At 64.4% G+C, this 14,746-nt stretch carries 15 protein-coding genes; 1 reads left to right on the forward strand and 14 read right to left on the reverse strand.

Features of this window, described 5'->3' with window-relative positions:
* Window positions 1-61: 61 nt before the first annotated feature.
* Entirely contained in the window at window positions 62-1,534 is a 1,473-nt protein-coding gene (locus tag AC3WUF_RS07375; RefSeq protein WP_492424026.1) for a M48 family metalloprotease, read from the forward strand.
* A 6-nt stretch (window positions 1,535-1,540) separates the two neighbouring features.
* Here the strand turns inward: AC3WUF_RS07375 and AC3WUF_RS07380 are convergent, their stop codons facing one another.
* The 14 genes from AC3WUF_RS07380 to AC3WUF_RS07445 form a co-directional block, all read right to left on the reverse strand.
* Complete coding sequence (locus tag AC3WUF_RS07380) at window positions 1,541-2,524, reverse strand: NAD-dependent epimerase/dehydratase family protein (RefSeq protein WP_492424028.1); 984 nt, start codon at window positions 2,522-2,524, stop codon at window positions 1,541-1,543.
* 83 nt (window positions 2,525-2,607) lie between these two features.
* Window positions 2,608-3,792, reverse strand: coding sequence for a tetratricopeptide repeat protein (locus tag AC3WUF_RS07385; RefSeq protein WP_492424030.1), 1,185 nt, complete (start codon window positions 3,790-3,792; stop codon window positions 2,608-2,610).
* Window positions 3,785-4,138, reverse strand: a complete 354-nt coding sequence (locus AC3WUF_RS07390; protein ID WP_492424032.1) for a LapA family protein — start codon at window positions 4,136-4,138, stop codon at window positions 3,785-3,787. Before AC3WUF_RS07390 ends, AC3WUF_RS07385 begins: the two co-directional genes overlap by 8 nt.
* A gap of 15 nt (window positions 4,139-4,153) precedes the next feature.
* Window positions 4,154-4,477 carry an integration host factor subunit beta gene (locus tag AC3WUF_RS07395; RefSeq protein ID WP_492425593.1) on the reverse strand — a complete coding sequence of 108 codons (324 nt, stop codon included), beginning with the start codon at window positions 4,475-4,477 and terminating at the stop codon, window positions 4,154-4,156.
* 128 nt (window positions 4,478-4,605) lie between these two features.
* Window positions 4,606-6,285, reverse strand: coding sequence for a 30S ribosomal protein S1 (gene rpsA, locus AC3WUF_RS07400; protein WP_492424034.1), 1,680 nt, complete (start codon window positions 6,283-6,285; stop codon window positions 4,606-4,608).
* 141 nt (window positions 6,286-6,426) lie between these two features.
* Window positions 6,427-7,116, reverse strand: a complete 690-nt coding sequence (cmk, locus tag AC3WUF_RS07405; protein ID WP_492424036.1) for a (d)CMP kinase — start codon at window positions 7,114-7,116, stop codon at window positions 6,427-6,429.
* Between the two features lie 2 nt (window positions 7,117-7,118).
* Entirely contained in the window at window positions 7,119-8,438 is a 1,320-nt protein-coding gene (gene aroA / locus AC3WUF_RS07410; protein WP_492424038.1) for a 3-phosphoshikimate 1-carboxyvinyltransferase, read from the reverse strand.
* Between the two features lie 3 nt (window positions 8,439-8,441).
* The gene (locus AC3WUF_RS07415) at window positions 8,442-9,311 is read right to left on the reverse strand and encodes a prephenate dehydrogenase (protein ID WP_492424040.1); all 870 of its coding nucleotides are present in this window, start codon (window positions 9,309-9,311) and stop codon (window positions 8,442-8,444) included.
* Window positions 9,308-10,441 (reverse strand): histidinol-phosphate transaminase, encoded by a 1,134-nt coding sequence (gene hisC, locus AC3WUF_RS07420; protein WP_492424042.1) that lies wholly within the window; start codon window positions 10,439-10,441, stop codon window positions 9,308-9,310. Before hisC ends, AC3WUF_RS07415 begins: the two co-directional genes overlap by 4 nt.
* Before the next feature lie 13 nt (window positions 10,442-10,454).
* Window positions 10,455-11,552: a prephenate dehydratase gene (gene pheA / locus AC3WUF_RS07425; protein ID WP_492424044.1), complete on the reverse strand. Its 1,098-nt coding sequence runs from the start codon at window positions 11,550-11,552 to the stop codon at window positions 10,455-10,457.
* A 68-nt stretch (window positions 11,553-11,620) separates the two neighbouring features.
* Window positions 11,621-12,796, reverse strand: a complete 1,176-nt coding sequence (locus AC3WUF_RS07430; protein ID WP_492424046.1) for a 3-phosphoglycerate dehydrogenase family protein — start codon at window positions 12,794-12,796, stop codon at window positions 11,621-11,623.
* A gap of 60 nt (window positions 12,797-12,856) precedes the next feature.
* Entirely contained in the window at window positions 12,857-13,939 is a 1,083-nt protein-coding gene (gene serC, locus AC3WUF_RS07435) for a 3-phosphoserine/phosphohydroxythreonine transaminase (RefSeq protein ID WP_492424048.1), read from the reverse strand.
* 61 nt (window positions 13,940-14,000) lie between these two features.
* A complete protein-coding gene (locus AC3WUF_RS07440; protein WP_492424050.1) occupies window positions 14,001-14,399 on the reverse strand; it encodes a PIN domain-containing protein in 399 nt (132 codons plus the stop codon).
* Window positions 14,396-14,647: a ribbon-helix-helix domain-containing protein gene (locus tag AC3WUF_RS07445; RefSeq protein ID WP_492424052.1), complete on the reverse strand. Its 252-nt coding sequence runs from the start codon at window positions 14,645-14,647 to the stop codon at window positions 14,396-14,398. The genes AC3WUF_RS07440 and AC3WUF_RS07445 overlap by 4 nt, the downstream gene beginning before the upstream one ends.
* Window positions 14,648-14,746: the final 99 nt, after the last annotated feature.

Below are 14,746 nucleotides of genomic sequence, written 5' to 3' on the forward strand. Positions count from 1 at the left end.
CCTTTGGACAAAGCACTGCTCTAAGCTACAGCTGTTTTCCCTCGCACCATCAAACCGATCCATGTCCAGAATTGCCATCGCTGCCGCAGTTGCACTGAGTGTCATGGGCGCTGCGATGGCTTCGAATCCGAGCACGCTCGATCTGCCGCAGATCGGCGAGCCGGCCGACAACACGCTGTCGCCGATGCAGGAAAAGCAGCTCGGCCAGCGCGTCATGTCGCAGCTATACGGTGCCGGCTATCTGCTCGAGGATCCCGAGCTCACTGATTACATCTCGACGCTGGGCTGGCGTCTCGCCGCCAACAGCGCGACGCAGCCGCCGCAGCTGACCTTCTTCGTCGTCGGCGATCCGCGCATCAACGCCTTCGCGCTGCCTGGCGGTTATATCGGCTTCAACGCGGGTTTGCTGCTCGCTTCGGATAACGAGAGCGAAGTCGCCGGCGTCATGGGCCACGAACTTGCGCACGTCACCCAGCGCCACATCGCGCGCAGCGGCGAGGACTCGGAGATTGCCAATGTCGCGACCTGGCTGGCCGTGATCGCGGCGATCATCGCCGGCTCCGCGGATCCCGACGTCATCATGGGCGCCCTGTCGGTCGGCCAGGCGATGAGCTACCAGCGCCAGGTCAATTACACGCGTGCACACGAGCAGGAGGCCGACCGCATCGGCATCCAGACGATGGAGAAGGCCGGCTTCGATCCGAAGGCGATGGCGACCTTCTTCCAGAAGCTTGAACAGCAGTCGCGCCTCTACGGCAGCGGCCTGCCGGAAATCCTCCGCACCCATCCGCTGAGCACCAATCGTGTCGCCGAGGCTGCAGCCCGCGCTGCGGAAATGCCGCCGGTCGTCCACAAGGATCCGCCGGAATTCAACTTCATGCGCGCCCGCGCCCGCGTGCTGTCGGCCGAGCGGCCGAGCATGGCCGTCGAGCAATACACCGGCAACCTAAAAGCCGACCGCGATGTCGACGAGAGCCAGTACGGACTCGCATTCGCCCTGTATGAGCTCGGCCAGTATCCGCGTGCGATGGAAGCGCTCAAGCCGCTCAGCGAGCGCATGCCCAACCAGGTCAACGTCAATCTGCTGGCGGGCCGCCTGCAGATGCGTAACGGAGACGAGGATAAAGGTCTCGCCACCTTGCAGCAGATGCTTCGCCGCAACCCGCGCTATGCGCCGGCGATTCTGAGCTATGCCGAAGGCCTGATGATGGCCGGCAAACCCGACGAAGCGCGACAGATCCTGCTGACGCACGAGCAGACGCTTGGCACGCAGATCCAGACCTATAACCTGCTGGCTCAGGCCGCGCGCGAGAGCGGCAACCTGGTCGAGGCTTCGTATCAGATGGCGAGCTTCCTGTATCTGCGCGGCGATGCCGGCAATGCGCTCGCCCAGCTCGACGCGGGTCTGCGCCTGCCGAATCTCGACGACAAGCATCGCGCGCGTCTGCTCGCCAAGCGCAAGGAAGTGCGCGACAGCCTGCCCGACAACTGGCGACCGCGCGATGATCGCAATCGGGTCAGCGCGCTGCGCTGAGCGCGTTCAGAGTAGCCCCGCGCCACGCATCCAGGTCGCGCAGTCGCGCACCATTTCCTCAAGCGCGACCGGCTGATAACCCAGCTCCTGTTCGGCCTTGCGGCTGCTGCAGTAAAAACTCTTCGACAGCAGATCGACAGCCCCGCGGGTGACGTCCGGTTCACGACCGAACAGCGGCGCGATCCACTCCTCCAGGCCGGCATAGGCGGAAAGCATCGTCGGATTCACCGCCGAAAAGCGTCGCTTGAGGCCAAGTTCATTGGCGACGGCCTGCGCCAGACCGACATAGCTGGCCTGCGCCCCGCCGAGCAGATAGTTGTGCCCCAGCTGGCCGCGCTCCGCCGCTGCCACCATCGCCTGCGCCGCATTGCGCGCATGGCAGAAGCTGCCGCCGCCCGGCGGCAGCAGCGGCAGACGACCCTGCTTGATCAAACGGAAGAATCGCGCCCAGCTGTGCGTGTCGTAGCGCCCGATCAAGTTGGAAGGGTTGACGATGACGGCGGGCAAGCCGCTGCTCATCACCCGCCGCACTTCGCGCTCGGCCATCGCCTTGCTGCGGATGTGAGTGATCTCGACCGCGCTGCCGCGCGTCGGGGTTTCCTCGGTGATGACGCCGCTGTGAACGCCATAAGCGACGATGCTGGAGGTGTGCACCATGCGTCTGGCGCCATTGTCGAGCGCGGCGCGGGCGACATTACGGGTGCCACGCGCATTGACCTTGATCTGCTCGATCTGGTCGCGGATCCACAGGCTGGTATTGCCGGCCGTATGAAACACGCAATCGATATTGCGCGGCATCGCGTCCTTGATCGAACGCGCGTCGGTGATGTCGCCGATGACGGTCTTCACCTGACGGAAACGCTGCAAACCGCTGATGTCGGAGCTCGCGCGATGGAAGGCGATCACGTCCCAGCCATGCCCCAACAGGGCATCAACCAGATTGAGGCCGACGAAACCGGTCGCACCCGTGACGAACGCCGTCCTAGCCAAAGCTGCCTCCTGTGGTGATCCGCACTTTTTGCCGGATCGTTTTGGCCGAGTGTACCCAAAAGCCCCGGCGGCACTTCAAGGACTCAGGTGCGCATCAGGTCGTCAGCCGGCGCCGTCGTCCCCCAGTGCTTGCAACCCGGGCATTGCCAGAACAGCTGGCGCGGACTGAAGCCGCAGTTGCTGCATTGGTAGCGCGGCGTGGTTTCCATCAGTCGCAGCAGCGCCTTGCGCAGGCTCGCCGCCGGCTTGTCGAGACCGGCCGCAATGACTTCCGGCTGACGTTCAAGCACTTCGAGAAATTCGGCGAGCACGGATCGGCTGGGCCGTGCCTCAAGGCCCTGGGCCAGATGATCCATCGGATCCACGCCGCTCTCGGCCAGCAGGCGTGCTTCGGCCACATACGGCAGGCTGCTCGGCGAGATTTCCTTCGCATCCTTGAGGAACAGCAGGAAACCGTCGTGATCGCGCAGCGCCTCGAAGCAGCGGCGCAGCGGCTCGATGACATCGGCAAGAAAGCGCGGATCCTGTTCGAAGGCCTTCAGATAGGAGCGCGCGGCGTCGTTGAAATCGCCGCGCGTTTCGTAAAGGTCGCCGAGCATCAGATAGGCGCGCGTACAGGCCTTGTTCTCGGCCTGCGCCTGCTGCGCAAACCCCAGCGCGCCGTCGAAGTCTTTCGCGCGCCGCGCCTCGTCGGCAAGCTCGCAGAGATATTGGGCGATGGCTGTGCTCTGCGACTCGCCCTTTGCCGCCTGCAGCCGGCGCGCCGCATCGATGGCCGGTTGCCACTCGCGGCCCTGCTCGTGAATCGTGCGGATCGCCTCCAGCGATTCGATCGCATGAGCGCCCTGTTCGGCGAGCCCGGCGAACAGCGTCTCGGCGCGATCCATCACGCCGGCGGTCATGTAGTCGAGCGCTAGCTCGAAGCGCGCCTGCGACTGCAGCGCAGGCGTCAGTCCGGGCCGGGCGCTGAGCGCCTCATGGACGCGCAACGCGCGATCGACCTCGCCGCGCTTGCGGAACATGCGGCCGAGAGTCAGATGCAGCTCGACGGTCGACGGATCGAGTTCGGTGGCCGTCATCAGCGCGGCAATCGCGTGATCCGGATCGTCCGAAGCGAGTTGCGTCAGCAGGCTGCCGAGCTGTTCGCCGCTGAAGCTCTGCCCGCGCTGCTGAGGCTGTGCATCCGCTTGCGGGTTCTTGCGCGCCAGCGCCCAGCCCAGCACCACGCCCAGCGGCAGCAGCAGCCAGGTAAACAGCGGATCAAGCACCGGGGGTGAATCCGCTCGCCGTCACTGCAGGCAGCGTCGTGGGGGCCGGCTTTGCCGGCTCGGTGGATATCGACAGGTTACGCAGATTGCGCAGTTCGATCTCGTGATCGCGCACGCGGGCGCGCAGGCGCCCAAGCTCCATGCGCTGCGTCAGCAGGCGCGTACCGATCACCAGCAGGGTCAGCAGCACGCCAAGTGCAAATGCTCCGACCAGCAAACCGATCAGCGGAATTTCCCAGCTACCGAACAGATAGTCGAAAGTCACCATCTGCGCATTGAAGTAGCCGATCGAAGCGCCCATCACGAGCACTGCGACCAGCACCAACATCACAAAAATACGCCACATGGCGAGGTACTCGGATTACGGCGTGCCCTTCGCAGCCGCTGCGGCGGCTTCTTCTTCGGCTGCAAGGTTGACGCGCTCGCGCATCTCCTTGCCGGGTTTGAAATGAGGCACACGCTTGGGGGGGATGTGCACCGGCTCGCCCGTTTTCGGGTTACGGCCGACACGCGCCGGGCGGTGATGCAGCGCAAAGCTGCCAAAACCGCGGATTTCGACCCTGTCGTCGCGCGCCAATGCGTTACTGACCTGATCCAGCACGGATTTGACGGCGAGCTCGACGTCCTTGTGCATGAGATGGGTCTGCCGCGCGGAAAGGCGTTCGATCAGTTCTGATTTGGTCATAGTTACGCCACACAGGGCCACGAATGTTCTGTATCAGCTTGAACATTAAAGAAAAAAAAGGGGCCGCGCAAGCGCGGCCCCTTTTATGACATTACCGATCCGGCAAGCCGGATCGATACACGAGTGGATTACTCGTTGTTGTTGCCGCCCATCTGTTCCTTGAGCAGGTCGCCCAGACTGGTCTTGCCGGTCGTCGCGTTGCGGCTGTATTCCGCCACGACTTCCTGCTCTTCCTGGATTTCCTTCTCGCGGACCGACAGCTGGATCGTGCGGTTCTTGCGATCGACGCCGATGAAACGGGCTTCCAGCGTGCCGCCCACCGACAAGATCTTCGTGGCGTCTTCAACGCGCTCACGCGACAGGTCGTTGGCACGGATGTAGCCTTCGACGCCATTACCGAGGTCGATGATCGCGCCGCGGGCGTCGACTTCACGCACCGTACCGGAGACGATTTCGCCCTTGGTGTTCTTGGCGATGAACTCGGTCAGCGGATCGGAAGAGACCTGCTTGACGCCCAGCGAGATGCGCTCGCGCGCACCGTCGATGGCGAGCACGACGGCGTCGATTTCCTGGCCCTTCTGGTAACGGCGCACGGCGTTCTCGCCGGTTTCGTTCCAATCCAGATCGGACAGGTGAACCAGACCGTCGATGCCACCGTCGAGGCCGATGAAGATGCCGAAATCGGTGATCGACTTGATCGCACCGCGGACCTTGTCGCCCTTCTGGTGGTTCTGCGCGAACTCTTCCCAGGGGTTGGCCTTGCACTGCTTCATGCCCAGCGAGATACGGCGGCGCTCGCCGTCGATGTCGAGGATCATGACTTCGACTTCGTCGCCGACCTGGACAACCTTGCCCGGGTTGACGTTCTTGTTGGTCCAGTCCATTTCCGACACGTGGACCAGGCCTTCGACGCCCGGCTCGATTTCCACGAAGGAACCGTAGTCGGTGATGTTGGTGACCTTGCCGAACAGGCGGGTGCGATCCGGATAGCGACGCTCGATGTCGACCCAAGGATCGGCGCCGAGCTGCTTGAGGCCCAGCGACACGCGGCGACGCTCGCGATCGTACTTGAGGACCTTGACTTCGATTTCCTGGCCGACGGTGACGACTTCCGCCGGATCCTTGACGCGCTTCCAGGTCATGTCGGTGATGTGCAGCAGGCCGTCGATGCCGCCGAGGTCGACGAACGCGCCGTACTCGACCAGGTTCTTGACGACGCCGCGCAGGACCACGCCTTCCTGGAGGTTCGCGAGGAGGGTGTCGCGCTCGGCGCTGTACTCGGCTTCGAGCACTTCGCGACGCGAGACCACAACGTTGTTACGCAGCTTGTCGAGCTTGATGACCTTGAACTCGAGCGGCTTGCCTTCGAGGTACGAGGTATCGCGGACCGGACGGACGTCGACCAGCGAGCCCGGCAGGAACGCGCGGACCGAACCGATATCGACGGTGAAACCGCCCTTGACCTTGCCGGTGATCGTGCCGATGACCGTTTCCTTCTCCTCGAACGCCTTGGCGAGGCGGTCCCAGGTCTTGATGCGTTCGGCCTTCTCTTTCGAGAACTTGGTTTCGCCGAAGCCGTCTTCAACAGTTTCCAGTGCCACTTCAACGTCGTCGCCTACGGCAACGCGCAGCTCGCCGTCGACCATGAATTCCGCGACGGGGATGACACCCTCGGATTTCAGGCCCGCGTCTACGATGACAACGTCGGTTTTGATTTCCAGCACGCGTGCATTGACGATCGTGCCGGACTGCATGGACTGGCCACTCTTGAGGCTGGCCTCAAACAACTCTGCGAAAGTTTCGGTCATTAGTGATGTCTCGGAAAGATACTGGGTTAGTGGAACATCCCTTCGCGTAATCGCTCAGGGTCCGGTCAGGGAAATGGAAATCCGCCCGCTGACCGCACGGGTGGCTGGTTTTTTTGCGCTGGGATTCGCCTCGTTCGGGCGTCAGATCAGGCCGTGTCGCTGCAGCAGGGCTTCTACCTTGGAGAGAACTTCAGAAGGCAAAAGACCCGTTGTATCAACAACTTCCGCATCATCGGCCGGTCTTAGCGGCGCGATGCTGCGGTTTCGATCGCGCTCATCTCGGGCGCGAATCTCCTCGCAAAGGGGGCGGAGTTTAGCCGGTATTCCCTTTGCGCTCAACTGTTTGAGCCTGCGCTCCGCACGCTCCTCCGGGCTCGCGTCCATGAACAGCTTGAGCACCGCATCCGGGAACACGATCGTGCCCATGTCGCGGCCATCCCCAATCAGTCCCGGCGCCCGGCGAAAATCCTTCTGACGCTGGAGCAAAGCGGCGCGGACTTCGGGGATTACCGCGATCTTCGACGCCAGCGCGCCGGTCGATTCGCGGCGCACATCCTGGGTCCAGTCCGCACCGTCGACGAGGATGGCTTCGTCCTCCTCGGTCGTGCCGACGAAACGGATGTCGAGCCGCGGCGCCAAAGCGGCGACCGCAGCGGCATCGTCGAGGCTGGTCTGCCGGCGCTCGGCTGCCAGCGCCAGGATGCGATACAGCGCCCCGCTGTCGAGCCGGTGCCAGCCACGCATGCGCTCAGCCAGCCAGCGCGTGACGAGTCCCTTGCCGACGCCGCTGGGGCCGTCAACCGCAATCACCGGAATGGGGGACGAGGCCATGCTCAGACCAAAGTCAGTGCGGCAAGCTGCGTGAAATAGTCCGGGAAGGTCTTGGCGACGCAGCCCGGATCGTTGATGCGCACAGGCACGCCGCCGCAGGCGGCCAGCGAGAAACTCATCGCAATGCGGTGATCGTCATAGGTGTCGATGGTCGCCGCGCGCAGCGCCTTCGGCGGCGCGATGCGCAGAAAATCGGCACCGGCCTCGACCTCCGCGCCGAGCTTGACCAGCTCCGCGGCCATCGCCGCGATGCGGTCGGTTTCCTTGACGCGCCAGCTGCCGATATTGCGCAGCACGCTGGGGCCGTCGGCAAACAACGCAACGACCGCCACCGTCATCGCGGCATCCGGAATATGGTTGAAGTCGGCGTCGATCGCTTTCGGCCTGAAGCCCGCGGCCAGGCCCGGCGAGCGGACTTCAGTCCAGTCCTCGCCCTGCGTGACCTCGGCGCCCATCGCCGTCATGACTTCGGCAAAGCGCACATCGCCCTGCAGGCTGGCGCTGCCCATGCCCTGCACGCGCAGCGGCCCGCCAGCCAGCGCACCGAGTGCCAGAAAATAGGAGGCCGACGAAGCATCGCCCTCGACGGCAAACGTTCCGGGTGCCCGGTAACGCGCGCCCTTGGCAATCGTGAAGCGCGGCGTACCCGCTGTCGTGGCGCCACGCTCGACGTCAACACCAAAGCGCTTCATCAAGGCGATGCTCAGTTCGATGTAAGGCTTGGAAATCAGCTCGCCTTCGACTTCGACGACCAGGTCGCGCTCGCGCGCCAGCAACGGCGCGGACTGCAGGATGCCGGTCAGGAACTGGCTGGACGCATCGCCGCGCACGCGCACCGGCAAGTCCGCCCGCGCCTGCGCCGCTTCGATCAGCAGCGGCGGAAAGCCATGCTGTCGCTGATAGCCGATGCGCGCCCCGAGCGGCCGCAATGCATCGACCAGATCGCCGATCGGCCGCTCATGCATGCGCGGCACGCCGGACAGGCGATAGCGACCGTCCATGAAGGCCAGCACAGCGACGAGGGTACGGATCGACAGCCCGGAATTGCCGACGAAGATGTCCGCTTCACGTTGCGGGAATTGCGCCGCGCCCTGCACTTTCCAGCCCGCCGCAGCTTCGTCCTTGAGCGGCACCCCGCAGGACTTCAGGGCCTCGCGCATGACGCGGGTGTCGTCGGAATCGAGCAAGCCGGTCAGCCGGGTCTCGCCTTCCGCCAGTGCTGACAGCAACAGCGCACGGATCGAGACGCTCTTGGAGCCCGGCAGCTGCAGTTCACCGCGTGCCGCGCGGATCGGCGCCAGATCGAGGAAGGCCGACGTCATGCCTTATTCGATCTGTGCAAGGTAACGCTCGCGCGCCTGGCGCGAACGCTCGAACAGCTGCAGCAGCTCACTCCAGCGCTCGGCGCGGATCATGTCGCGAATCTGGCACAGCTCGTTGATCTGCTGATCGAGCAGGCCGGCGACTGACTCGGCGTTGGCGCGCACAATGTCGTGCCACATCTGCGGCGAGCTGGAGGCGATGCGCGTGAAGTCGCGAAAGCCGCCGCCGGCGTTGGAGAAAATCTGGTCCTTCTCATCCAGCCGCGCGAGCATGTCGACAAAGCTGTAAGCCAGGATGTGCGGCAGATGCGAGGTCGCGGCAAAGATCGCGTCGTGGCGTCGGGCATCCATTTCAACGACGCGCGCGCCGGCGGCCTGCCACAGCTTGGTCACCGTGGCGACCGCCGCGGGGTCTTGCCCCTCGTGCGGCGTGATGATGACGCGGTGCTTCTTGAACAGATCGATCACCGAGTTCGCGATGCCGCTCTTCTCGGTACCGGCAATCGGATGCGCGGCGACGAACCAGGCCGGCAGCCGGCCGCAGACGCGGTTGACGTCCGCCAGCACCGATTGCTTGGTGCTGCCGACATCGGTGACAACCGCCTGCCGCTTGAGCGCAGGCAGTACCTCGCGCAAAGCATCGGCGGTGTGCAGCACTGGCACTGCGAGCACCACCACGTCGGCTTCGCGCACGGCGGCAGCCGTGTTGTCTTCGACGCGGTCGATGATGGCGAGACGCGTGGCCGCCTCACGTTGCGCCGGGTCCGGATCGTAACCGCTGATCTGCGCCACCTCGCCGGCATTGCGCAGCGCGCGCGCCAGCGAGCCGCCGATCAGGCCCAGGCCGATGATCGCGAGACGCTGTGCGATCACGCCTTGACAGCCTCGTCCAGCGCGGCAAGGAAGCGATCGTTCTCGGACGCCGTGCCGACGGTGACTCGCAGGTAGGTTGGCATCTGATAGGAGCCCATCGGCCGCACGATGACGCCGCGTTCGAGCAAGCCCTGATGAATGGGCTTGGCATCGCGGCTGAAGTCGATCGTGATGAAGTTCGCCTGCGACGGCAGCACGGCCAGGCCGCGCTTCTTCATCGCCTCAACCAGGCGCGCGCGTTCGTGCGTATTGAGTTCGACAGACGCTTCGACGTGCGCCTGGTCGTCCAGCGCGACTTCGGCTGCGAGCAGCGCCAGGCTGTTGTTGTTGAACGGCTGACGCACGCGGTTAAGCAGATCGGCAACCGTCGGGTTCGACATCGCATAGCCGACACGCAGGCCGGCCAGGCCGTAGACCTTGGAGAAGGTGCGCGCCACCAGCAGATTCGGGAACCGATCCAGCCAGCGCCGGGTGTCCGGCCGCAGCGAAGGTGCCTGGTACTCGAAGTAAGCCTCGTCGAGGGCGACGATGACGTGCTCCGGCACCTGCTCGAGGAAAGCCTCGATCTCGGCCGGCGGCAGCCAGGTGCCGGTCGGATTGTTCGGATTGGCGATGAAGACCAGCGACACGTCCGGACGCTCGCGCAGCGCCCGCGTAAAAGCCGCCATGTCGTGGCCGTACGGCATCGCATCGGTGGCCGGGCGTGCCGGCACGACGACACTGTCCGCGCTCTGGGCCTGCGCCGCGAGCGCATAGACCGCGAAGGCATAGGCCGAAAACATCACCGCGCGACCCGGGCCGGCATAGGTGCGGGCTAGGAACTCGAGAATGTCGTTCGAACCGTTGCCGAGCGTGATGCATTCCGGCGCGATGCCATGGATCGCCGCCAGCTTCTGCTTCAGGCGATGACCGCCGCCGTCCGGATAGAATGCCAGGTTCTGATGGGCCACCGCATCGGCGACCGCGGCCTTGACCTTCGGACTCATGCCCAGCGGATTTTCGTTCGACGCCAGCTTGATCGCATTGCTGATGCCAAGGCGACGCTGCAGCTCTTCCAGCGGCATGCCGGGCGTGTACGGCTCAAGAGCCAGGATGCCCGGCGCCGCGCCCTTGGTGAGATTCTGTGTCATTGGATTTTTCAGTTCAGACCACGGCGCGCGGATATGAGCCGAGCACCTTGAAGAAGGCGGCTGCCGCACTGACCTCATCGAGCGCCTTGCGCACTTCCGGCGTTGCCGATGAACCGGCGAAATCGATGAAGAAATAATAGTCGTAGATCGCCGAGCCCTTGACCGGCCGCGATTCGATGCGCGTCATGTCCAGCCCCGCGTCCGACAGCGGCTTGAGCAGGCGCAGCAGCGAACCCGGCTGGTTGCGATGACCGGTCAGCACGATGGACGTGATGTCCTGGCCGGTCGCGCTCGGATCCTGCTTGCCGATGACGAGGAAGCGCGTCGTGTTGCTCGGATCGTCCTCGATGTTCGAGGCGAGAATCTCCAGGCCATGGATGCGCCCGGCCTGCAGGCTGGCGATCGCCGCCACACCCTCGCCTTCCGCGCGCACCTGCGCGGCGCCCTGGCCGTTGCTCGACACGGTCTCGCGGATCGCCTTGGGTACTTTGGCGTCGAGCCACTTGCGGCACTGCGCAAACGACTGCGGATGCGCGTAGATCTTCGTCACCTTGGACAGATCGGCGCTGGTCGCCAGCAGGTGGTGGTGCACCGGCAGGGTCACTTCGCCGCAGATGCGCAGCTTGGTGTGGACCAGCTCATCAAGCGTATGGCTGACGACGCCGCCGATCGAGTTCTCGACCGGCACGACGCCGTAGTCGGCCGCGCCGCTCTCGACATCGCGGAAGATTTCGTCGATCGCGCTGTTGGCGCGCGCACGCACGCTGTCGCCGAACTGCTTGAGCACGGCGGCCTGCGTGTAGGTGCCTTCCGGGCCGAGATAGGCCACGGTCAACGGCGACTCGAGCGACAGACAGGCCGACATGATCTCGCGCATCAGACGCGCGATCGCCTCGTCGGTCAGCGGTCCGCCGTTGGCCTGGTTGCGGGCGATAACGGCGCGCAGCACCTCCGCCTCGCGGGCCGGACGGTAGTGGTCGCCGGTGTCGCCCATGCCCTGCTTGATATGGGCAATCGCCTGCGCGATCCGCGCGCGCTGGGAAATCAGCGTCTGGATCTGCTGGTCCAGCGCGTCGATCTGCTGGCGCGCGGTACTAAGGTCATCGGTCATGGAGGTTCATCAGGGGTTGCGGCCGGGGATCATCGACGCCCTAACCGGCCCCTGATGTCCCAAGACCGCTATTTTGCCGGAATCACGCGCGTTGCGAGTACGCCCTTGATCGCGGCGATCTCGGCGACGGCTTCGGCCGGGATTGCGGTGTCGATGTCGACAATCGTGTACGCGAGGTCGCCACGCGACTTGTTCAGCAGGTCGGCGATGTTCAGCGAGCGGTTGGCCAGCGCGGTCGAGATCTGGCCGACCATGTTCGGCACGTTCTCGTTGACCACGCACAGGCGCCACTTGCCCGGCGCCAGCGGCAGCACCGCTTCCGGGAAGTTGACCGAGTTGCGGACGTTGCCGGCTTCGAGGAATTCGCGCAGCTGGTCGGCCACCATCACCGCGCAGTTGTCTTCGGCTTCTTCGGTCGAGGCGCCCAGATGCGGGGTCGCGATGACTTTCGGGTTGCCCTTCAGCGCGTTCGACGGGAAGTCGCAGGCGTAGGCATGCAGCGTGCCGGCGGCCAGGGCGTCGACAATCGCCTGCTCGTCAACGATTGCGTCGCGCGCGAAGTTCAGCACCACGCCCTGCTTCTTCATCAGCTTGAGGCGGTCGGCGTTGATCAGCTTGCGCGTCGCGTCGAGCAAGGGGACATGTACCGAGACGAACTGCGACTTCGCCAGCAGGTCATCGACCGACAGTGCCTGACGCACACCGGAGTTGAGCTGCCAGGCGTTGGTCACGGTCATTGCCGGGTCGAAGCCCCAGACCGTCATGCCCAACTCGAGCGCGGCATTGGCGACCTTGACGCCGATCGCCCCCAGGCCGATGACGCCCAGCGTGCGGCCCGGCAGCTCGAAGCCGACGAACTTCTTCTTGCCGGCCTCGACCGCCTCATGCATCGCCTTGTCGTCGCCATCGAGCTTGCGCACGAAATCCAGCGACTGCGGGATGTTGCGGGCGGCGAGAAACATCGACGCCAGCACCAGCTCCTTGACCGCGTTGGCGTTGGCGCCCGGCGCGTTGAACACCGGCACGCCGCGCTTGGACATGGCAGCAACCGGGATGTTGTTGGTGCCGGCACCGGCGCGGCCGATGGCCTTCACGGAAGCCGGGATGTCCAGCTTGTGCATGTCGGCCGAGCGCACCAGCACGGCATCCGGCTGGGTCAGCTCGGAAGCAATCTCGTAGCGATCGCGCGGCAGGCGCTCGAGGCCGTTGACGGAGATGTTGTTGAGGGTCTGAATCTTGAACATGTCTGGAAATCCGTCTAGTTGTGCGGGTTTGATTCGTTGAATGTCTGGTGCGGTCGCGGCTCAGCCCTTGGTGCGGGCGAATTCCTTCATGTAGTCGACCAGCTGCTGCACGCCATCGAGCGTCATCGCGTTGTAGATCGACGCGCGCATGCCGCCGACCGAACGATGGCCCTTGAGGCCGGACAGGCTGGCGGCCTTGGCACCCTTGAGGAAGTCGGCATCGAGTTCGGCATTCGCCAGCGTGAACGGGATGTTCATCCGCGAGCGGTCCTGCTTCTGCACCGGATTGCGGTAGAAGTCCTGCGAGTCGATGTAGTTGTAGAGCAGCGCCGCCTTGTCGGCATTGATCTTCTCGACCGCCTTGAGGCCGCCCTGCGCCTTGATGTGCTTGAACACCAGGCCGGCGACATACCAGGAGAAGCACGGCGGCGTGTTGAGCATCGAGTCGTTGTCGGCCATCGCCTTGTAGTCGAACACGCCCGGCGTGACCGGCAGCGCCTGGCCGAGCAGGTCTTCGCGGACGACGACGATCGTGATGCCCGACGGGCCGATGTTCTTCTGCGCGCCGGCATAGATCAGGCCGTACTTCGAGACATCGACCGGACGCGACAGGATGTTCGACGACATGTCGGCCACCAGCGGCACGCCGGCGGTCTCCGGCTCGGCGTGGAACTCGACGCCGTGGATCGTCTCGTTCGGCGTGATGTGCACGTACGCAGCGTTCGGATCCAGCTTCCAGCCGGCGCGCGCCGGGATGTGCGTGTACTTGTCGGCTTCGCTCGACGCGGCGATGTTGACCTTGGCATAGCGGCCGGCTTCCTTGGCCGCCTTCTTGCCCCAGTCGCCGGTCACGATGTAGTCGACACCGGTCTTGTCGCGCAGCAGGTTGAGCGGCACCGCGCTGAACTGCGCGGTCGCGCCGCCCTGCAGGAACAGCACCTTGTAGTTCTGCGGTATGCCCATGACCTCGCGCAGGTCGGCCTCGGCCGCCGCGGCGATCGACATGAATTCCTTGTCGCGGTGCGACATCTCCATCACCGACATGCCGGAACCCTGCCAGTCGAGCAGCTCGGCCTGGACCTGCTGCAGGACCGTGACGGGGAGCGTAGCCGGACCAGCGCTGAAGTTCACAATTCTCGACATTTCAGTTCCTTATGATGATTACTTAAAGTAACGGTTGAGATGAAAAACAAGCCGCGAAGCGCTACACCCAGCGCTCCACATCCAGATTCGGCACGCCGGCAAAGGCGGTACCGCGATCGGTGACCAAAGTCAGCTGATGGCTCAGCGCCGTCGCCGCCTGGAGCAGATCCAGCGTCGGCAGCGAGTCGCCGGCAGCCTGCAGATAGGCGCTGACATTGACCGCGTGCTGGGCCTCGGCCGGGCCGAAATCGAGCACGTTCACGGTCGCCAGAAAGTCCTTCAGCAGACGGCCATAACGGGCTTGCGCGCGCGGCTGCAGGCGCAGCGCCGTCTCCGCTTCCATGCGCGCCAGCACCGAGACCGCGATGTCGCTGGGCTTGAGCTGAGCCAGCTTGAGTACGACCGGCAGGCGGCCACGCACGACGGACGCGAGCGCATCGGAATCGAGCAGGTATCTCACCAGCGGACTCCGGCATCGCTGCCGACGGCGGAGCGCCAGGCCTGGAAATCGAGGGTTTCTTCGATGAGTTCAGGCGCCGGATTGCGGAAATGCGCCTTCAAGGTCGCCGGCCAATCCTTTTCCTCGTTGCGCTCCAGCCATTCCTGCACCGCGGTGACGATGATGCGATTGCGGGTCAGCCCGACGCGCTCGACGGCCTGGTTCAGGCGCTCGAGCGTGGCCTCATCGAAATGGACACTGAAGTTCATGGGCGCGGATTCTCACCTAACAGGTCATGTTAGTCAACTGAAAATTAGAAAATCCCCATTCATAATGTTTTAATTCAGGAGCTTAAGGCACTAACTTAA

Source organism: Fontimonas sp. FW305-C-3, from assembly GCF_058783185.1.